The following is a 21,472-nucleotide window of genomic DNA, read 5'->3' as shown; positions in this document are numbered from 1 at the left end:
TCTATGTCAAAAATTCGCCATTCACTGAAATTATTGGCCATGCTGGCCATGACCGGCAGCAGTCAGGCAGCCATTGAACTGGAAAAAATCAATCACCTCAGTACCGGTTTGGGTGAGGGTTCTGCTGAAATCAGCAGTTTTGATGCCGGCAGTGAGCAGTTGTTTGTCATCAATTCCGGCTTTGCCTCGTATTCGGTCTTTGATTTCTCCGATCCGCTGAATGTACCGGCGCCAACCACGGTTGACCTCAGCTCATTCGGTGCCGGCCCCAACAGCATCGCCAGCTTCAATGGCCTGGTGGCCGTGGCAGTTGAAGCCAGCACCGTGACCGATCCGGGCACCGTGGAATTGTTTGACAGCAATGGCAACCACCTCAAAACCCTGACCGTGGGCGCCTTGCCGGATATGCTGACCTTCAACCAAGCCGGTGATCAGTTGCTGGTGGCCAACGAAGGTGAACCGGACGCCGGCATCAACCCAGAGGGCTCAGTAAGCATCATTGACCTCAGTCAGGGGGTGGCCAATGCCACGGTGAATACGCTGTCGTTCAGTGCATTCAATGTGGGTCAGCCGCGTCATGGTGAGTTGCCGGCAGAAATCATCCTGCTGGATACCGTGACCGTGGCCGAAGACCTGGAACCTGAATACATCGCGATCAGTGAGGACGATGCCGAGGCTTATGTGACCCTGCAGGAAAACAACGCCGTGGCGGTGATCAACCTCAACAATGAAACCATCACCGGTATCCAGGCGCTCGGCTTCAAAGATCACTCTCTGGCAGGGAATGAACTGGACCCCAGTGACCGCGATGGGACCGGTGGCACCGGCGCCATCAACCTGAACACCTGGCCGGTCAAAGGCATTTACATGCCCGATGCCATCGCCGCGGCCAGTTTGAATGGCAGCCATTATTACCTGACCGCCAATGAAGGTGATGCCCGTGATGAAGATGACCGCATCAAAAACCTGACCCTGGATCCGGTGGCCTTCCCACAGGCAGCGACCCTGCAACAGGATGCCCAGTTGGGTCGCCTGGATGCCCAGACCAACCTCGGAACCGGACCCAATGGTTTCACTGAGTTGTATGTTTATGGCGGACGTTCTTTCTCAATCTGGGATGCCGGCAGTGGTGCCCAGGTATTCGATTCGGGCAGTGAAATCGCCATGAAAGTGGCTGAACTGAACCCGGAATTGTTCAATGCCAATGATTCAACAGCGGCCAAGTTTGATGAGCGCAGTGACAACAAAGGTGCCGAACCGGAAGGCATCACCGTAGCCCGGGCGAAAGACAAAGTCCTGGCCTTCATTGGCCTTGAACGGGTGGGTGGCATCATGGTCTACGACATCGGAACGCCTGCGCTGGCAGCCTTTGAAAGTTTCGTCACTGCCACCGATGGTGATGTGGCTCCTGAAGGTCTGTTGTTTATTCCGGCTGCTGACAATGCCAGTGGAGAAGACCTGTTGGTGGTGAGCTATGAAGACACTGGCACCCTGGCGGTGTTTCGTCTGATCGAAGTGCTCTTTGGTAATGGTTTCGAATAAGCTGTGACGAAGTAACTGCACCCCAAGAGGGGTGCAGTCAATGGGTTAATTTTTCTGTAAAGCCTGAATCGGATCCAGTTCAGCGGCTTGTTTGGCCGGATAATAGCCGAAGGCAATGCCGGTGAGCAGACACACCCCGACCGCCAGGATGATGGAGAACAGGCTCCAGGCCACAGGCCAGGCGGCAAAAGACTGGATGAGGAAAGACAACGCCACCCCCATGATAATCCCCAGTACCGCACCCACCGCAGCGATGGTGGCACTTTCAATAAGGAATTGATTCTTGATGTCTGACTTGCGGGCGCCCAAAGCACGCAATAAACCAATTTCTTTGGTGCGTTCCAGAACCGTGGCAAGCATGATGTTCATGATGCCGATTCCGCCAACCAGCAAAGAGATCCCTGCAATGCTGGACATCACAATGGTGAATATCTGCTGGGTTTGGTTTTGTTGGTTTAACAATGATGCCGGTACCACAATCTGATAATCATCAATGTTGCCGTGTCGTCTTTTCAGTAAGCGATCAATGGCCACAGATGCCACTTGTGGTTTGACACTTTCATCCAGGCCCACGCGAATGGTGTCCAGTTGACTTTCCAGCGATTCGAGTTTTAACCGCTTGAAGGCGGTTTCAACAGGGATGAATATCTGGTTGTGTTCGGCACCCAGCTTGATACCCTGTATTTCATCTTTGCTCAATTCATCTTTTTCCAACACACCGATGACTTCCACCCACAGGTGGTTGACTTTGATCAGTTCGCCAATCGCGTTACCCTGGGGAAACAACTGGTCGGCCACTTCTGAACCAATCACTGCAACCTGGGCAAATTGATTGTTGTCAGCTTCAGTGAACAGGCGACCCGCAGATACCTGCAGGTTGGTCATGTCAAAACAGCTGGGTGATACGGATTTCACTGAACCGTCTGAATTGGCATTGACTGAGAACAAGCTCCAGGTTTTCAGGGTTTTTTCACCACAGGTTCTTTCCACGAAAGGCAGGCTTTTGCGAATTGCGCGAACATCATTGATTGACAGTCCCAAGGTGTCTTCACGGATTTCCTTGAGGGTTTCCTGATCAAATTTCTTTTCTTCAATGACCAGGTTACGCAAACCCATTTTTTCAATCAGTCGGGTGGCTTCTGCCTGTGCGCCTTCGCCAATGCTGAGCATTGCGATCACTGCACCAACCCCAAAAACCATACCCAGCAAGGTCAGCAGGGTGCGCAGTTTGTGATGCAACATTTCAGATATTGCATGTTTTAAGTTGATGGTGAGGGTGTTCAAGATTTATTCTCCGGCGGTTGGCTGAGGGCGATGATTTCACCACTGTTCAGGCCTTCCTGAATGGTACATAGTGTGGCACTGCAGAAGCCTGTGGTGATGGGTCTTTGTTGGAAACCGTCGGTGCTCTTCACATACACCCAGGTGCTGTTTTCTTCACGAAAAACGGTTTGAATGGGGACCACCAATCCTTGATCCTGCTTCACCACATGAATGCTGGCGGTCAGCCTCTGCCCGGGTTTCAGTTGTTCGGTGCCGGTGGCATCCAGAGCCACTTCTACCGTGAAGTACTTGACTGGATTATCCCGCTCTCGTGGTTGTGCGGTCTGACTGATCGAGCTGACCGTACCACTGAACATGCTGCCGGGATAGGCATGCAATGACACTTCAACTGCTACCCCTTCTTTGATGCCAATGGCTTCGACTTCAGGAACAAATACCTTGGCTTGCATTTGACTCAGGTCGGGTAAAGAGGCCAATTTACCGCCTGGGAATATCGATTTCCCTGGTTCCGGTAAACTGCCATCCCAACTGGGCTCCAGAACCAATAAGCCGTCATGTGGAGCCACCACTTCGAGCGCACTGAGGCTGGCGTTGTTCATGGCCAGCTTGGCTTCCTGAACTTTCTTGGAACTTTCCAGAACGGCGATTTCTGTTTCGGATTTTTCCTCAAAGTTGTCTTCTACTTTGTCGATGTGATCGGCTTTGGCTTTGAGAAAATCTTCATTGTCGCCGGCCTCGATCATTTCGATCTTGGTGTACAACAGTGGGTCGTCTATGTTGAACTGTTTGGCCAGTTCATATTCATAGTCTATGACCTGTGATTCGGCATTAAAGCTGAATTTACTGTTGTCTATTTCCCGGTCTTTGGCCATCATTGAGTACATCAGCTTCTGAATTTCGTAACTGGTTTCATCGACTTCAATCTGAAAGTTGCTGCCATCAAAACGAGCCACCACTTCACCTGCTTTCACCCGTGAAAATTGTGGCATGATCCAGGCCAGTGTTTGTGGTCTGCGGGAAGTGGCCGGTGCGGTAATCGGGGTGGATTTAACGGCTTCCAGTTCACCTTCGGCATAAATTTCAAACAGCACCTTATCCTGATTGATCTGAATCACTGGTGTGCTGAGCTCTTCACTCTGCTGACAGGCGCTGAGTATGAAGATCCCCACGGGTAAAATCCATAACCGGTTCATGATGACTCCGTGATGATGGTGGCTTTGATGCTCATGCCTGGTCGCATGATGTCAAGATTCAGTTCGTCAATCGCCACCACGGCATCCAAAATTTTGGAGGGTTGGTTTTTTGATTTGGTGCGCACCACTTTGGACAATGACTGAATGTGACCAGTGAATTCCAGATCAGGGTATGCATCCAGGGTGAATTTAACCGGTTGGCCTTCAGAGACCCGGGACATGTCATTTTCTTTGATTTCCAACTGGGCAACGATCTGATCGAGGTCAGCCACTTCGACCACCCGCATGCCTCCCCATATGTTATCACCCACTGAAAACTTGTTGTTTTGCCAGTCAGTCTGATGCATCACGATGCCTTTGCGCTTGGCCATGATACGCATTCTTTTGATCGAGCTTTTGAGTTCATTCACTTCAGCTGTGAGCTTGGTGATGTTGCTGTTGATGATGGAAACTTCAGTGGCCAGCTTTTCTTCATTCAGGCGTCGGTCATCCAGGGCGTGCTGATATTCCAGTTTAGCCAGTTCGTGATTCAGCTGGTTTTCTTCATATTCATTCAGGGCAATGACGCTTTTGGGTAACTCGGCTTTGCGGCGGGCTTTGTCCAGCAGCATTTTTTTCTCTTCCACTGCCAGGTCTTTGTTCTGCAGGGTTTCTACTTTCCCGACCTCGGTGTTTTTCAGCTCTGATTGTTTGACGCTCAGTTCGCCTTCTTTTTCCAACAGGCGCTCTTTGAGTTGATCAGTTTTGAACATCAACACAGGTTGGCCGGGATTCACCTGACTGCCGTCGGGTGCCATGAAGGCGATGGTGTATTGCCAGATACGGCGAATCTTAGGTGGTGAAATGTTGTCAGTTTCCACTGCTTTCAACTCGCCACTGGAGCTGATTTGATTGGCCTGAACCGGGGCGGCCAGGAACAACAATAAGATCATTAATGGTTTCATGTCATACCTCCTGCATACTGACCAGGGCGCTCATACCAGGTAACAAAGGAACCTGATCTGCGTTCTCAAGGGCAATTTCAATTTCATAATACAAACCGGAACCCCAGTCTTTTTTGTCTCTGCCACCGCTGGAAACAGTCTTGATCCGGCCTGCCACACGCACCTCAGGCAAGGCATCGAATGCCACGTCAACTGATTTGCCTACAGTCAACTCAGGGATGTCGATGGCGTTGACCCAGGCGGTGACTTTCATGTTCTGTTTTTTTGATACTTTGAGGATCTCCATCCCCGTTGAAACCTGGTCTCCTGTCTGGTATTTGCTGCCAGTCTGGGGATGTGCTGCAAAGACCACATAACCCTCTTGAGTGGCGTTGATGGTCAGTGAGTTCAAGCGGTTCTGCCAGTGGGCCAGGTCCTTTTCTTTTTGTTCCAGTCCCAATTTTATTTCACTGCGCTTATCAACCATTTTTTTCTTGATGGCGCCCAGGTCGTTGTTTGCTTCGTCCAGGGCTTTGATGGCTTTTTGTAACGCCAGCTGACGTTCCTTGAATTCCAGTTCGCCGATGAAATTTACAGGTACATCGGCTTTGAGTTGGGCCACTTTGCGGGTGACCTTGGCTTTCTCAAAGTTCAGGTTGGCATTGTTCAGGTCGATTTGCAGTTGGATGATGTCCCTTTCTGAGCTGGCTTTGAACACATCCAGTTGTTCAATTTTCCCTTCAATGGTGCTGTCCAGTTCACTGCCATCGATGCGTACCAGGAAATCCCCGGGTTTGACAAAAGTCCCTTCGTCAACCATTTCACTGATTTTGCCTTGCCAGGATCTGACTTGCGGCATCGAAACGACTTGAGTTTGACTGGATTCCACCATGCCGGTGAACATTTGTGAAAGGCCCAGTGATGGGATGAGAAGAAGCGTGATGTAGATGAGGATTTTCATGAGATGATCTGCCCGTCAAGAAAATGAATGGTGCGCCCGGCGTTTTCCGCAATGTCGGGTTCATGGGTCACCATGACAATGGTTTGCCCGGCTTCATTCAGTGATTTCAATAAGTCGATGATTTGCTGTGAGATGGCACTGTCAAGGTTACCAGTGGGTTCGTCAGCCAATAACACGGCGGGCTGATTAACCAGTGACCGGGCGATGGCCACCCGTTGGATTTGTCCGCCTGACATTTCGTTGGGCATGTGATTCAGGCGTTCGCCCAGACCGACTTTATGCAGCAGGTCAATGGCCCGTTCTTTGCCGCCTTGTTGCTTTTCAGGTGAGGCAAAACGCAGCGGCACCATGACATTTTCCAGCGCTGTTAATCTGGGCAGCAGGTGAAAACCCTGAAACACAAACCCGATGTGATCATTGCGTATTTGCGACAGCGCATCATCGTTCATGACGCTGACGTCATTGTTGGCCAGTAAATAGGTCCCGGAAGTCGGTTTATCCATGCATCCGAGGATGTTGAGCATGGTAGATTTACCAGAGCCAGACCGGCCCATGATGGCGACAAACTCTCCGGATGCTATCGATAAATCCACCCCCGCCAGTGCGGTGATGGTCTCTCCCTGAGTCTGGTATATTTTGGTGATTTTGGATAGCTCCAGCATGCAATCATATTCCCATAAAGCGTGATGTCAGATTAGGTGATCTCACCACCCTGAGACAGTGTCAAAAGTCAGTTTTGTCACAACCACAGTTTAAACCACAAAAGATGACGAAAGTTCAGTTATTCTAAGCCTGTGTTGTCAGATTCCTGTGAAAGGTTGAGATCATCAGGGGATACAGAGGCTGAGCACGGCGCTCAATTCAGTGAAAAAACGACTGTCTTCAGGGATTAGCTGGTGGGCAAAATAAGGAGCCAACAGCACCCACAGGCCAAGCAGCATGACAAAAACCGCAGACAGACGGCGCAACCACAAGGCGCTGCCAGACTGAACAAAGCGTCTGATCAGGGTTTGTGAAAACATCAGCGGCAGTAGGGTACCCAGACCAAAAAACAACATGAACAATGCGCCCCTGCTGACCTCTGCGGTGGTCGCTGCAATCACCAGCATGCCATACAGCAAGCCACAGGGTATCAGCCCCCACAACATGCCTTTGAGTAAGGCCGCCCCTGTGTTGTTGTGCTGATGCAGACGTTGTAACAGCCCAGACACCTTGGGCCAGAATGGCAGGGGTTTGGCAACCGTCAGCCACCGCGATTTGTTTTTAAAGAACAGCACCAGGGCCGTGAGGATCAGCATTGATCCCATCATCAGTCGGAGAAATTGACCGATGCCAGTGAGGTTTAATTGCAGGCTGGCGCCTTGCAGCAGGCCTGCAAACAGCGCTCCCAGCAGGGTATAAGTGAGTACGCGGCCCAGGTTGGTGAGCAATACCTGCTGTTGGTTTTGATGCTGACAGATGACGGCACACAAACCACCACACATGGCGATGCAGTGAAAGCCCGAAAAAAAGCCAATCAGCAGCGGCGTAATGGCAGACATCATGGGTCAGCTTTGGCCTTTGTCTTCAGATTTTTCAGGACTGCGTTTGTGCGGTTCATTGTCATCATCCAGGATTGAATATGCAGGACTGTCGAGGTCATCAAACTGATTCTTATTAATGGCCCAGAAGAGCGCCCACACCGCCACGCCAGCCAGTACCAGAGACAACAGCACCAAAACAAAAACCATGTTCATATTAAACCTCCTGCTGACCCAATAAACGCCGGGAATTCAAGACCACCAGCAAGGAACTCAGTGACATACCAATGGCAGCCATCCATGGGGCCAACAGACCCATCATGGCCACCGGTGTGATGCTCAGATTATACAGCAGTGACCAGCTCAGATTTTGCTTAATGATCCGCTGGGTTTTCTGTGATGTTGCCAGGGCTGCTTTCAGTGGCCCCAATGATTGACCCAGAATGATCAGGTCTGATGCCGAATGTGCCAGATGCGCGCCCTGTTTGAGACTGACCGACACATCAGCCTGTGATAACACCGGGGCGTCATTAACCCCATCACCGACCATCACGCAGCGGTGTTTTTGTTGTTTGGCTGCCAGGTGATTGATTTTGTCAGTTGCAGACAAGCCGCCCAGGGCTTGGTCTGTGCCCAGCTTTTGTGCCCAGTTATTAACGGTGTCCGGCTGATCTCCACTGAGTATGGTCAATGATTTACCCGCTGCTTTGAGGTGTTCAAGTAAGTCCTGAGCACCGTCCCTGACCTGCACGGTCAGTTCATACGCCCCAATCAATTGCCCATCACAGGCCAGGTAAACCACGGTGTGTTGTGGGTCTGCCTGTAGCTGCTCTGTGTCAATGCCGTGTTGGTCAAACCAATCCCGGCTGCCCATCATCCAGTGCCTTTGTTCAATGGTGGCTTTGACGCCCAAGCCAGGAAACTCTTCGGCAGCCGAACAGGGCAACAGCTGACCTTCGGCGAAAGCCGAAGCGATGGGGTGGTTGCTGATGTGCTGCAAGGTGGTGGTGATGTCAGGCAAATTGTCATGCGGATTCAGTACAAGTTGCCTGGCAATGCTCAGTTGCTCATTGGACAAGGTGCCGGTTTTGTCAAAAAACCAATGGTCAATTGGCGCCAGTTGGGTGATCGCTTCGGTGTTGTTCACCAGAATACCATCCTTCAACATACGGATGCCGGCTGCGGTCAGGGCAGTTGGGGTGGCCAGTGACAAAGCGCAGGGGCAGGTGGCAATCAACACCGCCAGCAAGGCTGTCATTAAACCCGATGGCTGGTACAGCAGATACCAGGTAGCCGTTGCTGCGGCCAGTAACAACACGGTACCGACAAAATAGCTGGCCAGTTGATCAACCAGTTGCAGGCTGCGGGGCTTCTGACTTTGTGCCCGCTCCATCAATTCAGCCAGTCGGGCGAGAAAGCTGTGTTCGTTATTGGCCGTGGTTTCCAGCACCAGTTGGCCGCCAATTAAGGTCGAACCGGCGAATACCAGGTGATCAGTGGATTTGTTGATGGCCCTGGATTCTCCAGTCAGCAATGCCTCATCGACCTGACCTTCACCACGAAGAACCCGCCCATCACAGGGGATGACCTCACCGTTCTTGACGATGATCTGCTGACCTTTGCTGACCTGTTCCAATGGAATGGTTTTCTCTGAGCCATCGGCTTGTAACTGATGGGCACTGACCGGAATCAGGGCAAACAAGGAATCCCTGACATTCATGCCCTTGTGTCTGACCTGGGATTCGACAAAGCGGCCCAGTAGGAGGAAAAAAACAAACATGGTCATGGAGTCAAAATAGACATGGCCTTGTTGTTTGAAACTCAGGTACAGGCTGACAAAGTAAGCCAGCGATATCGATAAAGCCACCGGTACATCCATCCCCAGGTGGCGGTTTCTCAGATCGCGGATGGCATTGCTGACGAACACCTGACCCGAATAAAAATAAACCACAGTGGCGATCAACAGGCTGATCATCAGAAAAAAGCGCTGAATGTGAGGTGCCACGGTGAATTGTTCAGGAGAATAAAGTGGCACGGCCAGGGTCATGATGAACATCATGCCAAACCCAGCTACGGCGATGCGTTTGAGTTGTGACTTGCGGTCATCGTCAGCAGCTGAACCGAGTTGCTGGTGTTGTCTGGGCTGATAGCCCAGGGCACTGATCCGGGCAAAAACATCACTGAGTGTAATGATCTGTGGATCAAACACCAGTTGCAGGTTTTGGGTGACGGTGTTGATTTGCAGGTCTTTGATACCGTCCAGGTCCTGTATCACCTTTTGTAACAACCAGCCACAGGCACTGCAATACATGCCCTCGACTTTGATGGTGACCTGGCGGTACCCATCTCCAGCGTCCCGGGTCAGGCTGTCGAATACTTCAGGGGCATCGAGAAAGCGCCATTGATCATCGCTGGTTGCCATGACCTGTTCGCCTGGCAACTGATCCTGGCGGTAGCGATAAAACACTTCATGGTCATGGTTGGTGAGGAATTGTGCCACGGCCTGACAGCCAATGCAGCACATGGGCTCATCCCGGCCGTCAATCCGTGCTGTGAGTCGGACATTCGCTGGCACCGTTTCACCGCAGTGAAAGCAGCGGGTCATCAGTCTTCTTTATCGATCTGAAATTTATTCTGTTTGACGATCACCTGCGGGGCATTTTGCTGGGCTATATACACCGTGTACAGGCCGGCCACCACCGCACTGGCGGGCAGGGAGATGATGAACCACACCCAGGGGTATTTGTACCAGGGTAGTTTTACGGCTTTCTCAGTGGTTTGTTGGGTCATTTGTTGTATCCAAAATATTTGACGGTTTCTGAAGCCGCATCACCTGTTTCATCCAGGGCAGTAACGGTAACTTCAATGGTATGTATCTTCTTGTTGGCCACAGCTTTTGCAGCCCTGATTTTGATCGGTACTTCGACCAACTGGCCGGGTTCTGCCACGATTTCGGTTTCATTCATTCCCAGCAACACCTCAAGTCCTTCCAGGCCAGTGGCAGACAATTTGTATCCGGTGGTGGTCTTGCCTTTGTTCATGACTTTTAAAGTGTACACGTTTTCAATGGTCTGTGCATTGACCACCCGGTAAAAGCTGTTGCGGTCATGGATCACATTCATGTCAATCGAACTGCGACTCAGTAAAGCAATGCCAAAAGAACTGACCAGTAACATCAGAATGGTGAAGTATACCAATGTTCGCGGGCGGATGATGTGGGTGGGTTTTCCATTGAGGGCATTTTCTGTGGTGTACTTGATCAGGCCTTTGGGCATGCCACTTTTTTCCATCACTTCATCACAGGCATCAATACAGGCAGCACAACCGATGCATTCATACTGCAGGCCATCACGGATGTCGATGCCGGTGGGACACACCTGCACACACAAGGTACAGTCGATACAGTCCCCCGGGGCCTCTGCTTCCCGTCGCTTTTTACCGCGCATGCGGGGTTCGCCGCGTTGTCCATCATAGGAAATGATCAGGGTTTCCTTGTCGAACATGGCGCTTTGGAAGCGGGCATATGGACACATGTACAGGCAGACCTGTTCACGCAGGAATCCGGCATTACCGTAGGTGGCCAGGGAATAAAAAAACAGCCAGAAGGTTTCCCAAGGGCCCAGTTGCCAGCTCCAGACATGAGCGGCCAGTTCTTTGATGGGCGTGAAAAACCCCACGAAAGTGAAACCAGTCCACAAGGCAAAAGTAATCCACAGAAATTGTTTGCTGGTTTTGCGCAGGACTTTTTCCGTACTCCACGGTGCTTTGTCGAGCTTCATCCGTTTGTTGCGGTTGCCTTCGGTTAGCTGCTCCATCCAGATAAACACTTCGGTCCAGACGGTTTGCGGACAGGCAAATCCACACCACAACCGGCCTGCCAGAGCGGTGAAGAAAAACAGCGAGAAGGCAGCGATGATCAGCATCAGCGCCAGAAAAATAAAGTCCTGAGGCCACAGTGTCAGACCAAAAATATGAAAACGCCGGTGAGGCAGGTCAAACAGGATCGCCTGTTGCCCCTCCCAACTGATCCAGGGCAGGATGTAAAACAAACCCAGTAAAACCAACACCGCCAGTTTGCGTTTGTACTGAAAGCGGCCTTTGATTTCTCGTGGATAGATTTTTTCATGGGCCTTGTAAAGGCTCAATTCGATCGGCTTGGTTTCTTGGTCAGTCATGTGTGGTCAACCAGTTGGTGGGTGTGGTTATGGTTATGAGTGTGGGTTGCGTTTGGCCAGCCGGGTCCTGGGCAGGGCCATCACCACCCCGGCGAACAGCGCCGCTGAAAAAGTGAAAGCCCAGAAAAACACAAAGCCCAAAGCGTAACCCTGCCAGCGGGTGATGTCGACAGCTAAGCTGGACAACTGTCCCAGGTAGGCAGGGTCAAACAGGGCAAAAAACACCATGGATTCAACCGCTGCGGTAAAAAAGGACACCCACAGCACAATGCCCATGCGCCGTAAGAAGATGCGTTTGATCTGACGATCATTGAAGTCCCGGTTTTTAACGATTGGTTCAGTACCCATGGTGGTCACTCCTTATTGGCTCAATGAGTAAACATAGGCGGCAACCAGCTTGATGCGGTTTTCATCAAGGATCTCTTGTTGCGCCGGCATGTTACCGTTGAGGCCTTCATACAATGCGGTTTCAATGATGTCATGTGAACCATACAGCCAGATGTCATCAGTCAGATTGGGTGCGCCAAACATGTCCTGTCCTTTGCCATCCGGTCCATGACAGGCGGCACAAAACATGGCAAACTTACTCTGCCCTTCCGCGGCCAGTGCGGCATCATGCTCAATGCCTGACAGGCTGCGTACATAGTTGGCTACCTGAACCGTTCCGTCTTCACCCAGCGCCGGTGCAAAAGCGGGCATCACGCCCATGCGGCCATTGTTCAGGGTGGTAAGGATGTCATTGAATTCACCGCCCCAGTTCCAGTCATCGTCATGAAGGTTGGGAAAGCCCACCGCACCGCCGGCATCTGAACCGTGACACTGGGCGCAGTTATTGGCAAAGATTCGTCCGCCAATTAACATGGCCTGATCATCTTTGATCAACTCTTCAACCGGTTTGTTGATGAATCCGGCAAAGGATTTATTCCGTGCTTCGGTGTTGGCTTTGTAGTTGGCTTCAAAACGGTTGATTGAGGTCCACTCCTTGCTGCCCTTGTAGTTGCCCATACCCGGGTACAGGTAGAGGTAGCCTACAGAGAACACAATGGTGATGATGAACAGCCACAACCACCACCTTGGCATGGGGTTGTCCCATTCTTTTAAATCACCATCCCAGACATGTCCGGTGGTGTTGTCAGCCCGTTTTTCGGTTTTCTTTTTCGAAGTCGAAAACAACAACCATAAATAAGCAATCAAGTGGAGGACCACCACAATGATTACTGTCCAATGCCAAAAATTACTCATGGTTTTTCTCCTCAGTTTCTGCTTTGATTTGTTCGTCTTCTTTTAAAGCGGTGCGTGACAACTCATCAAATTTTGCTTTGTTCTGTTTGCTCCAGGCCCAGGCGATGATGCCCAGGAAGACGACCAGCAGCAAACCGGTGTACAGGCCGCTGATCATTGGTAACTCCTTGGCATGGCTGTGCCCAGATCCTGCAGATAAGCGACCAGGGCGTCCAATTGGGTCTTGCCTTCAAGGCTGGCGGCGGCAGCAGCAATTTCTTCATCAGAGTATGGATGACCCAGCATTTTTAAAACTTTCATACTGGCCACGGTTTCCTCGATGTCGACTTCATTTTCTGCCAACCATGGATAACCTGGCATGTTGGATGTGGGCACCACTGACCGTGGATCGATCAGGTGAATTTGGTGCCATTCATCTGAATAACGGCCACCGACACGGGCCAGATCGGGACCGGTGCGTTTGGAACCCCATTGGAATGGACGGTCGTATACCGATTCACCGGCCACTGAGTAATGACCATAGCGCAGGGTTTCATCAACAAAAGGCCTGACCTGTTGTGAGTGGCAGTTGTAACAACCTTCAGCGACGTACAGGTTTTGTCCAGCCAGTTCCAGCGGGTTGCGTGGTTCAAGGCCTTCAACCGGTTCGACCACACTGGCTTGCGACATCAGCGGTACGATCTCGATGATGCCGGCAAAGCTGATGACCACGGCCACCAGTACACCCATCAGACCGATGTTCTTTTCAATTTTCTCATGCTTGCTCATGCGCCTACTCCCACAGCTTCAGAGGCTGATTTAACTTCGGCTTTCTCACCTTTGATGGTTTTCCAGGTGTTATAGGCCTGGATCAGGATGCCGATGAAGAACAACACACCACCAATTAACCGGATGACATAATACGGATAGGTGGCTTCAATACTTTCCACGTGGCTGTAGACCAAGGAACCATTGGCATCCACTTCACGCCACATCAGACCCTGCATCACACCGGCAATCCACATGGAAGCGATGTAAAGCACGATGCCCAGCGTGGCAATCCAGAAATGCACGTTGATCAGGTGGGTGCTGTACATGCCATCACGGCCCCACAGTCTTGGGATCAGTGAGTACATGGAGGCCATGGTCATCAGCGCCACCCACCCGAGGGCTCCTGAGTGCACATGACCAATGGTCCAGTCGGTGTAATGCGACAGGGCATTGACGGTTTTGATCGACATCATCGGACCTTCAAAGGTACTCATGCCATAGAATGACAGGGCGACGATCATCATTTTAATGATTGGATCAGAGCGCAATTTGTCCCACGCACCTGACAAAGTCATGATGCCGTTGATCATGCCACCCCACGATGGCGCCAGCAGAATCAGTGAGAACACCATACCCAGTGACTGGGCCCAATCAGGTAATGAGGTGTACTGCAAGTGATGGGGACCGGCCCACATGTAAGTGGAGACCAGGGCCCAGAAATGCACAATGGATAAACGGTACGAATAAACCGGGCGTTCGGCTTGCTTGGGGACAAAGTAGTACATCATGCCCAGGAAACCTGCAGTCAGGAAGAAACCCACGGCATTATGCCCGTACCACCATTGGGTCAGTGCATCCACAGCCCCTGAGAACACAGGATAAGACAGGTGCCAGTTCACCGGAATCGCCAGGTTGTTGACGATGTGCAACACGGCGATGGTGATAATGAATGCAGCATAAAACCAGTTGGCAACATAAATATGTTTCACCGTCCGGGTGGCGATGGTACCAAAATACACGATGGCATACAGTACCCAAACAACGGTCAGCAATACATCCAAAGGCCAGATCAGCTCGGCGTACTCTTTACCCTGGGTGAAACCAAATGGTAAGGTCAGTGCGGCACCGACAATCACCAGCTGAAACCCCCAGAAGACCACGCTGGCCATTGAGTCTGAGAACAGCTTGACCTGACAGGTGCGCTGAGCGACATATAAAGACGTTCCCAGTAAAGCATTACCACCAAAGGCAAAAATCACCGCGTTGGTGTGCAATGGCCGTAAACGGCTGTAAGTCAGCCAGGGAATGTCGAAATTCAAAGCCGGCCAGGCCAGTTGAGCGGCGATAAACACCCCAACCAACATGCCAACAATGCCCCATAATATCGTCGCAATGGTGAATTGCTTGACTACTTTATCGTTAAAATCAATCATATTTTCAATGCTTTGTTGCCCATTTAGTGATTGCCATGAATTATAATGACCCCAAAGGAAGGCGAAGATTGACATAGATCAAGATTCGCACCGTTAACGAAAAAAAAACAAATTATGCTCAATACATCCATCGATTTTCAAAAGCCTAAGTCCAGTAACTGTGGCGATTGTGAGTTGTGTACCCAAACCGTCGAAAACCGTCGGGTCCGAATTCAGTCAGAAGAAATTGCGGCCATTGAATCCATCATTGACTCCCACATCCTGATCGAAAAAAACCAAACAGTTTACGAAGCTGGCGCTACTTTTCAGAATCTGTTCACTGTCCATTCCGGTATGTTCAAATCGGTTTACCTCACCCAGCAGGGGGATGAACGGATTGTGGATGTGTTTATTCCTGGCCAGATCATGGGTTTTGATGGCATACACAAAGGCAAATACAAAACCACTGTCAAAGCCGTCAGTTCAGGCTCCTATTGTGTGATCCCTTTTTATCCATTGCAGGAGCTGGCTCATAAGCACCGGGACATCCAGAACCGATTGATGAAAATGATGAGCGAAAAAATCATTCAGTTTGAGATTTCCCACAGTGAATACAACGCCAAACAAAAACTGGTCAGTTTCATCAAAGACGTGTCTGATCTGTACTATTCACGAGGATTTTCGGCCAATCAGTTCCCTTTTCAGATTTCGCAACGTGATCTGGCCAATTACCTGGGCCTGGCTGAAGAAACGCTGAGCCGGGTGTTTTCCAAACTGAAGAAAGCCAATATTCTGGCCCTTGCGGATCATCAGATCACCATCATTGACCATGACAGTTTTCTGGAAATCATCGATTGAGATTGAAAAACAATTGAATAGCCCCATATTGGGTGAAAATAAAATTTGAGAACTGTTGGACAGTTCGATCCGCCGTCATGGCTGCTGAGCGAACGACAGGCAATGCAAATGGCCTTCATGCGTGAATCAGGGTGACGGGTAATTAATGACCCGACATGATCGCTGCAGTCGTTTTTACAGGTGATACAAACACCGGTGATTGCGTTGACAAGATCATTCAATATTTGACCTTAACCACAAGGCATTTTACGGAGACACACATGAGCGAACATATTATCAAGGCCACCGATGACACCTTTGAAGAAATCACCAATTCTGACGTTCCAGTATTGGTTGACTACTGGGCAGAGTGGTGTGGTCCTTGTCGCATGATTGCCCCCATCCTGGAAGAAGTAGCTGATGAGCTGCAAGGCCAGGTTAAAGTGGCAAAACTGAACATTGAAGACAACAAAGAAACCGCCGTGAAAATGGCCATTCGTGGTATACCCACTTTGATGGTCTTCAAAAACGGAGAGGTCATTGACCAGCACGTGGGTGCGGTTTCCAAAGGTCAACTGCTGGAGTTTTTGAACAAACACACCGCCTGATCCTTAAAAACGCCTGATTCACGGCAGAATCGGGCGTTTTTTTATTTTCAACTGGACACACATTGACTTACATGGTAGTTTATACCCCATCAATTCCGGCAAGTCTTTTGTCGAAAATAATTTAATCCTTTTTACATCATCCAGCCGGGTTCATGTGCGTCAATTGCGGTTAAACCTCATGATGAAAAAGGGCAACTGTTTAATTAACCCGTATCTATCAACAACCATCTGACCGGCATTCTGCCATGAATCAAAACATCCAATATGAATCTATCTGAACTGAAACAAATGTCGACCACGCAGTTGACACAAATTGCCAAAGAAACCGGAGTGGAGACAAGATCCCGTGTTCACAAACAACAAATCATCTTTTCGATTCTGAAAAAGCATGCCAAAAAAGGCGAAGACATCTTTGGTGATGGTGTGCTGGAAGTATTGCCGGATGGCTTCGGATTCCTCCGGGCGCCGGAAGGTTCTTATCAGGCCGGCCCGGATGATATTTACGTATCACCCAGCCAGATCAGGCGATTTGGCCTGCAAACCGGTGACACCATTGTTGGTAAAATCAGGCCCCCCAAGGATTCAGAACGTTATTTCGCATTGCTGCAAGTCAGCACCATTAACTATGAGCCACCCGAAAATACCAAGGGCAAAATCATCTTCGAAAACCTCACGCCGTTGTTTGCCACCGAACAACTCAAAATGGAGCGTGGTGATGGTTCCCGTGAAGACCTGACAACCCGGATCATAGATCTGGTGTCACCGATTGGTAAGGGACAACGCGGTTTGATTGTGTCACCACCGAAAGCCGGTAAAACCATGATCCTGCAAAACATTGCCACTTCGATCGCTCAAAACAACCCGGAAGCCAAACTGTTTGTGCTGTTGATTGATGAGCGTCCTGAAGAGGTGACTGATATGCGCCGCACGGTCAAAGGTGAAGTGATTGCTTCAACTTTTGATGAGCCGGCCACCCGTCACGTACAGGTTGCTGACATGGTGATTGAACGGGCTAAACGCCTGGTGGAGCACAAACAAGATGTGATTATTCTGCTTGATTCGATCACCCGTCTGGCCAGGGCTTATAACACCGTGACCCCGGCATCAGGTAAAATCCTCACTGGTGGTGTCGATGCCAACGCCTTGCACCGACCGAAGAAATTCTTTGGTGCGGCCCGAAACGTGGAAGAGGGTGGCTCACTGACCATCATTGCCACGGGTCTGGTTGAAACCGGTTCGAAAATGGATGAAGTGATTTTTGAGGAGTTCAAAGGCACCGGTAACATGGAGGTCCACCTGGATCGCCGTGCCGCAGAAAAACGCATTTGGCCAGCGATGAACATCAACAAGTCAGGTACCCGTAGAGAAGAGCTGATTGTGGAAAGTGAATTCCTGCAAAAAGCCCATATCCTGCGCAAGATCCTCAATCCCATGGATGATTTGCAGGCGATTGAATTCCTGCTGGACAAACTGAAAGACACCAAGACCAACGAAGAATTCTTCACCTCGATGAAGCGCTGATCGGATTCAACTGTTTGCTTCAAATCCCCGGCCAGCCCGGGGATTTTTTTGCCTTAAAAAACCACTCAACCCAGATCGCCAGTCTGAAGCAGGCTTCCGAGATGCCCAGTCAACGGCTCCACCAAACTTCGCCAATTCCCTGTTGTCCCCCATTCCTCCAGCCCTGACGTTTCCTGAGTTTGTCTGAGGGTTCATGTCGGTAGCCCTTAATCCGGAACATGGACTTCAACCCACGTCAAACATCCGGTCAGGTGTGTCTTTGAATTTCCACCTGTCATCCCAGCAGAACTCAATAACTTGAACACAAGCCCCAAACCATTGGGTAAAATAGCTGCATGACAGATTCATTGCGCAACACTTTCGCCGCCATAGACCTGGGGTCAAACTCCTTCCATTTACTGGTGGCCTCATTTAAGTCCGGCCAGATTTATCCACTGGATTCAGTGAAACACATGGTGCGTATGGCAGCGGGCCTGGATGAGGACAAAAACATCAGCCCTGAATACCTGGAAAAAGCCTATGAATCACTGCGGCTGATGTCAGAACGCATTCAGAACATTCCGGATAAAAACATCCGTATAGTGGGAACCAATACCCTGCGGGTGGCACGCAATTCAGCGGAGTTCCTCCGAGAGGCAGAAAAAATCCTCAACCATGAAATCGAGATCATCTCTGGTCGGGAAGAAGCCCGTATGTTGTACCTCGGCGTGGCCCAGTCAACCCGGGGTAATCCGGCCCGCAAGCTGGTGATGGACATCGGTGGCGGCAGTACCGAGTTGATCATTGGGGATGGTATGAAACCGGCCAAACGGGAAAGTCTGTACATGGGTTGTGTCAGCTACACCCGCAAGTACTTCAAAAACGGCGTCATTGATAAGCACAACTGGAAAAGGGCGGTCATTCATGCCTTGCAGGAACTCAATCCCTACATCCAGACTTTCAAAAAACAAGGCTGGGATCACAGTGTTGGGGCTTCTGGCACCTTACGGGCGACTGCTGCCATTCTGGAAAGCAATGATTGGTCTGTGGTTGGTATCACCATGGCTGGTCTGAAATTACTCAAAAAGCAATGCATTGAACTGGGCCACATTGATCAGCTGAATCAAATCAGTGGTCTGAGTGAGGACCGTCGACCGGTGTTCATTGGCGGCCTGGCCATTGTTTATGCCCTGATGAAAGCTTTTGACATAGCGCAGATGGATGTATCACCCGGAGCGCTCAGGGAGGGCTTGATCTATGAAATGTCAGACGGCCCCGAAACCACCTCAGTGACCCGGCGCAGCATTCGCAAACTCAGCGAACAATTCACTGTTGATTTGCAACATGCCGACAATGTACAGCGTTACAGTGAAGACATCATTCACCACATGAACCTGAAAATACCACGACGCATTTTGTATTTATTAAATGGTGCCATCAAGCTGCATGAAATTGGTTTGTCAATTGCCCACAGCCAATACCACAAAATCGGTGCTTTTGTGGTCCACCATGCTGACATGCCGGGATTTTCCAATCAACAAAAGCTGATCATGGCCACCCTGATCCGGCTGCATCGGCGCAAAATCAGCAAAAGTGTGCTGGCCGGTCTTACTGAGCGCCAGTATGAGGTGGTTGTGGAGTTGCTGGTCATCATGCGGCTGTCGGTGGTGTTTGCCCGTAACCGGCATTTTGAGCCAGTACCCATTGAGCGGCTCAGTTGGCAAAACCAAAGCATTCGGTTGATCATCAACCGGGAGTGGCTCAGCGATCACCCGTTGATCAAAGCGGACCTGAAAGACGAACAGAAACAATGGGCCAACATGGGCCTGGAACTGGTGATCAATCAACCGCAAACAGTTGCGACCAGTCCTTGAATGCTTTGAATTCCAGGGCATTGCCTGAAGGGTCAAGAAAAAACAACGTCGCCTGCTCTCCGGGCTGTCCTTTGAAGCGCACATAGGGTTCAATGATAAATTCAACACCTGCTGTGGTCAACCGATCTGCCAGCGCCTGCCAGTCGGTCATGTTCAGTACCACGCCGAAATGGGGTACCGGAACGCCGTGGTCATCGACGTCATTTTTGATCAGCCTGACCTGGCCCTCATCGCCCAGTGTTTCATCAAGATGACATACCAGCTGATGGCCATATAAATCCAGGTCCACCCAATGGTCTGAACTTCGACCTTGTCGGCAGCCCAGGGTATGGAGGTAAAAATCACGGGCCTCGGTAATGTTTCTGACCGGGATGGCTAAATGAAAGGGGTTGACCATGATGAACCTTGTTATAATTCAAACCACGTCATCTTAACAGTCCAAGCTCATTCTGTGAAAGTCATTTTAAATGTTGATGCCATCACCCAGCCACTGACCGGTATTGGGCAGTACACGCTGCAACTGGCGAGGGGATTACAATCCCTTGAAATGATCGATGAGCTGCGTTGTTTTTCGGCCAGTCGCTGGGTTAACCCTGAACACCTGGGTGGAGATGTGAACCCCTGGTTGAGCCGATTCAAACAGTGGGTGCCCTTCAAAGGTCTGGCACTGGCCGCTTATGCCAACCGCCGTAACCGACACTTCAGCCGGTTAACCCAGGACCTCAGCGACCATGTATTGCACAGCCCGAATTTCATCCTGATGCCTTTTCTCGGCCGTTCGGTGGCCACTTTTCATGACCTGAGCTTCGTTCATTACCGGGATACACAGCCGGCATACCGGTTGCGATTCCTGGACCGGGAAATTCCCAGGACCCTGGAACAGGCGACTGCATTGATCACTCCCAGTGCATATGTCAAACAGGAAATCGTCAGTCATTATGGCTTTCCTGCAAAGCGCATTCAGGTCACGCCTCTGGGTGTAGACCCTGGTTTTCAGCCCCGCGATGAACAGCAAACCCGGGGTACATTGGCTCCGCTTGAATTGGTGCATAAGCAGTATGTGCTGGCGGTGGCCACCACAGAACCGCGCAAAAACCTGTCCCGCTTGCTCAGCGCTTATGCCGGATTGCCGGCAGGCCTGCGGGCTGACTGTCCGCTGGTTTTGGTCGGTGCCAAAGGCTGGCTCAACAGTGACCTCAACCGCCAAATAAAAACCATGCTCAATGAGGGTCAAATCAGGGTGCCAGGCTACTTACCTGAGGATCAACTCAAGGAACTGTATGCCGGTGCCCGCCTGACGGCATTGCCCTCCTTGTATGAAGGTTTTGGTTTGCCGATCATCGAATCCATGGCCTCTGGTACGCCCGTGCTCACGGCCAACCATTCAGCCATGGCCGAAGTGGCTGCCGGTCATGCCAGACTCTGTGATCCACTTGATGTCAGTGACATCCAACTGCAACTGCAAACCGCTCTGGAAGACACCACCTGGTTAAACCAGGCGACTCAGAAGGGCCTGTCACACGCCCAATCCTTCAGTTGGCAACGCTGTGCCCAAACCACCCTCTCAGCTTATCGGGCTGACTGACCCCTCAATCATCTTCTTTACTGAAAATATTCAATTATTTTGACAAGCTTTGCCGGTGAACTCCGT

21 protein-coding genes and 1 pseudogene are annotated in these 21,472 nt (G+C 50.6%); 6 read left to right on the top strand and 16 right to left on the bottom strand.

The genetic code is table 11. The annotated features are described in order from the left end of the window. The first annotated feature begins 3 nt into the window (after positions 1-3). Positions 4-1,542 carry a choice-of-anchor I family protein gene (locus B0475_RS11250; RefSeq protein ID WP_077411955.1) on the top strand — a complete coding sequence of 513 codons (1,539 nt, stop codon included), beginning with the start codon at positions 4-6 and terminating at the stop codon, positions 1,540-1,542. A gap of 45 nt (positions 1,543-1,587) precedes the next feature. Here B0475_RS11250 and B0475_RS11245 read toward each other — a convergent pair whose 3' ends face one another. The 15 genes from B0475_RS11245 to ccoN all read right to left on the bottom strand — a co-directional run bounded on the left by B0475_RS11245 (position 1,588) and on the right by ccoN (position 15,023). Next, positions 1,588-2,784, bottom strand: coding sequence for an ABC transporter permease (locus tag B0475_RS11245; protein ID WP_077412033.1), 1,197 nt, complete (start codon positions 2,782-2,784; stop codon positions 1,588-1,590). 38 nt (positions 2,785-2,822) lie between these two features. Beyond that, positions 2,823-4,019 (bottom strand): efflux RND transporter periplasmic adaptor subunit, encoded by a 1,197-nt coding sequence (locus B0475_RS11240; RefSeq protein ID WP_077411954.1) that lies wholly within the window; start codon positions 4,017-4,019, stop codon positions 2,823-2,825. Beyond that, the gene (locus B0475_RS11235) at positions 4,016-4,963 is read right to left on the bottom strand and encodes an HlyD family secretion protein (protein WP_077411953.1); all 948 of its coding nucleotides are present in this window, start codon (positions 4,961-4,963) and stop codon (positions 4,016-4,018) included. The genes B0475_RS11240 and B0475_RS11235 overlap by 4 nt, the downstream gene beginning before the upstream one ends. 1 nt (position 4,964) lies before the next feature. After that, on the bottom strand, positions 4,965-5,903 hold the full coding sequence (locus tag B0475_RS11230) for an HlyD family secretion protein (RefSeq protein ID WP_077411952.1): 939 nt from the start codon (positions 5,901-5,903) through the stop codon (positions 4,965-4,967). Next, entirely contained in the window at positions 5,900-6,565 is a 666-nt protein-coding gene (locus B0475_RS11225; RefSeq protein WP_077411951.1) for an ABC transporter ATP-binding protein, read from the bottom strand. Before B0475_RS11225 ends, B0475_RS11230 begins: the two co-directional genes overlap by 4 nt. 165 nt (positions 6,566-6,730) lie before the next feature. Then, entirely contained in the window at positions 6,731-7,447 is a 717-nt protein-coding gene (locus B0475_RS11220) for a sulfite exporter TauE/SafE family protein (protein ID WP_077411950.1), read from the bottom strand. 3 nt (positions 7,448-7,450) lie between these two features. Beyond that, positions 7,451-7,639: a cbb3-type cytochrome oxidase assembly protein CcoS gene (gene ccoS / locus B0475_RS11215; RefSeq protein ID WP_077411949.1), complete on the bottom strand. Its 189-nt coding sequence runs from the start codon at positions 7,637-7,639 to the stop codon at positions 7,451-7,453. A 1-nt stretch (position 7,640) separates the two neighbouring features. Further along, positions 7,641-10,028 (bottom strand): heavy metal translocating P-type ATPase, encoded by a 2,388-nt coding sequence (locus B0475_RS11210; protein WP_077411948.1) that lies wholly within the window; start codon positions 10,026-10,028, stop codon positions 7,641-7,643. Further along, positions 10,028-10,213 carry a FixH family protein gene (locus tag B0475_RS11205; protein ID WP_077411947.1) on the bottom strand — a complete coding sequence of 62 codons (186 nt, stop codon included), beginning with the start codon at positions 10,211-10,213 and terminating at the stop codon, positions 10,028-10,030. Before B0475_RS11205 ends, B0475_RS11210 begins: the two co-directional genes overlap by 1 nt. Beyond that, on the bottom strand, positions 10,210-11,598 hold the full coding sequence (ccoG, locus tag B0475_RS11200) for a cytochrome c oxidase accessory protein CcoG (RefSeq protein WP_077411946.1): 1,389 nt from the start codon (positions 11,596-11,598) through the stop codon (positions 10,210-10,212). The genes B0475_RS11205 and ccoG overlap by 4 nt, the downstream gene beginning before the upstream one ends. A gap of 33 nt (positions 11,599-11,631) precedes the next feature. Continuing rightward, positions 11,632-11,946, bottom strand: a complete 315-nt coding sequence (locus B0475_RS11195) for a hypothetical protein (RefSeq protein ID WP_077411945.1) — start codon at positions 11,944-11,946, stop codon at positions 11,632-11,634. 12 nt (positions 11,947-11,958) lie between these two features. Further along, the gene (gene ccoP / locus B0475_RS11190; RefSeq protein ID WP_077411944.1) at positions 11,959-12,840 is read right to left on the bottom strand and encodes a cytochrome-c oxidase, cbb3-type subunit III; all 882 of its coding nucleotides are present in this window, start codon (positions 12,838-12,840) and stop codon (positions 11,959-11,961) included. Beyond that, positions 12,833-12,997: a cbb3-type cytochrome oxidase subunit 3 gene (locus tag B0475_RS11185; protein ID WP_109862383.1), complete on the bottom strand. Its 165-nt coding sequence runs from the start codon at positions 12,995-12,997 to the stop codon at positions 12,833-12,835. Before B0475_RS11185 ends, ccoP begins: the two co-directional genes overlap by 8 nt. Beyond that, complete coding sequence (gene ccoO / locus B0475_RS11180; protein WP_077411943.1) at positions 12,994-13,608, bottom strand: cytochrome-c oxidase, cbb3-type subunit II; 615 nt, start codon at positions 13,606-13,608, stop codon at positions 12,994-12,996. The genes B0475_RS11185 and ccoO overlap by 4 nt, the downstream gene beginning before the upstream one ends. After that, positions 13,605-15,023 carry a cytochrome-c oxidase, cbb3-type subunit I gene (ccoN, locus tag B0475_RS11175; protein WP_109862387.1) on the bottom strand — a complete coding sequence of 473 codons (1,419 nt, stop codon included), beginning with the start codon at positions 15,021-15,023 and terminating at the stop codon, positions 13,605-13,607. Before ccoN ends, ccoO begins: the two co-directional genes overlap by 4 nt. A gap of 114 nt (positions 15,024-15,137) precedes the next feature. Here ccoN and B0475_RS11170 point away from each other — a divergent pair, with 114 nt between their 5' ends. From B0475_RS11170 to B0475_RS11155, 4 genes and pseudogenes are all read left to right on the top strand, one after another. Further along, complete coding sequence (locus B0475_RS11170; protein WP_077411941.1) at positions 15,138-15,860, top strand: cyclic nucleotide-binding domain-containing protein; 723 nt, start codon at positions 15,138-15,140, stop codon at positions 15,858-15,860. Between the two features lie 260 nt (positions 15,861-16,120). Next, positions 16,121-16,447: a thioredoxin TrxA gene (gene trxA / locus B0475_RS11165; RefSeq protein WP_077412031.1), complete on the top strand. Its 327-nt coding sequence runs from the start codon at positions 16,121-16,123 to the stop codon at positions 16,445-16,447. 267 nt (positions 16,448-16,714) lie between these two features. Continuing rightward, positions 16,715-17,968: pseudogene (rho, locus tag B0475_RS11160) on the top strand (transcription termination factor Rho); the annotation flags it as partial. A 335-nt stretch (positions 17,969-18,303) separates the two neighbouring features. Beyond that, positions 18,304-19,821, top strand: a complete 1,518-nt coding sequence (locus B0475_RS11155) for a Ppx/GppA phosphatase family protein (RefSeq protein ID WP_077411939.1) — start codon at positions 18,304-18,306, stop codon at positions 19,819-19,821. Here the strand turns inward: B0475_RS11155 and B0475_RS11150 are convergent. Continuing rightward, complete coding sequence (locus B0475_RS11150) at positions 19,787-20,218, bottom strand: VOC family protein (RefSeq protein WP_077411938.1); 432 nt, start codon at positions 20,216-20,218, stop codon at positions 19,787-19,789. The genes B0475_RS11155 and B0475_RS11150 overlap by 35 nt on opposite strands. A gap of 54 nt (positions 20,219-20,272) precedes the next feature. On the opposite strand from B0475_RS11150, the gene B0475_RS11145 reads away from it, so the two are divergent. Continuing rightward, positions 20,273-21,406 (top strand): glycosyltransferase family 4 protein, encoded by a 1,134-nt coding sequence (locus B0475_RS11145; protein ID WP_198538218.1) that lies wholly within the window; start codon positions 20,273-20,275, stop codon positions 21,404-21,406. Positions 21,407-21,472 lie beyond the last annotated feature (66 nt).

Source organism: Marinicella sediminis (assembly GCF_002000055.1).
GTDB lineage: Bacteria > Pseudomonadota > Gammaproteobacteria > Xanthomonadales > Marinicellaceae > Marinicella > Marinicella sediminis.
This window is presented reverse-complemented; position numbering and strand designations above follow the sequence as displayed.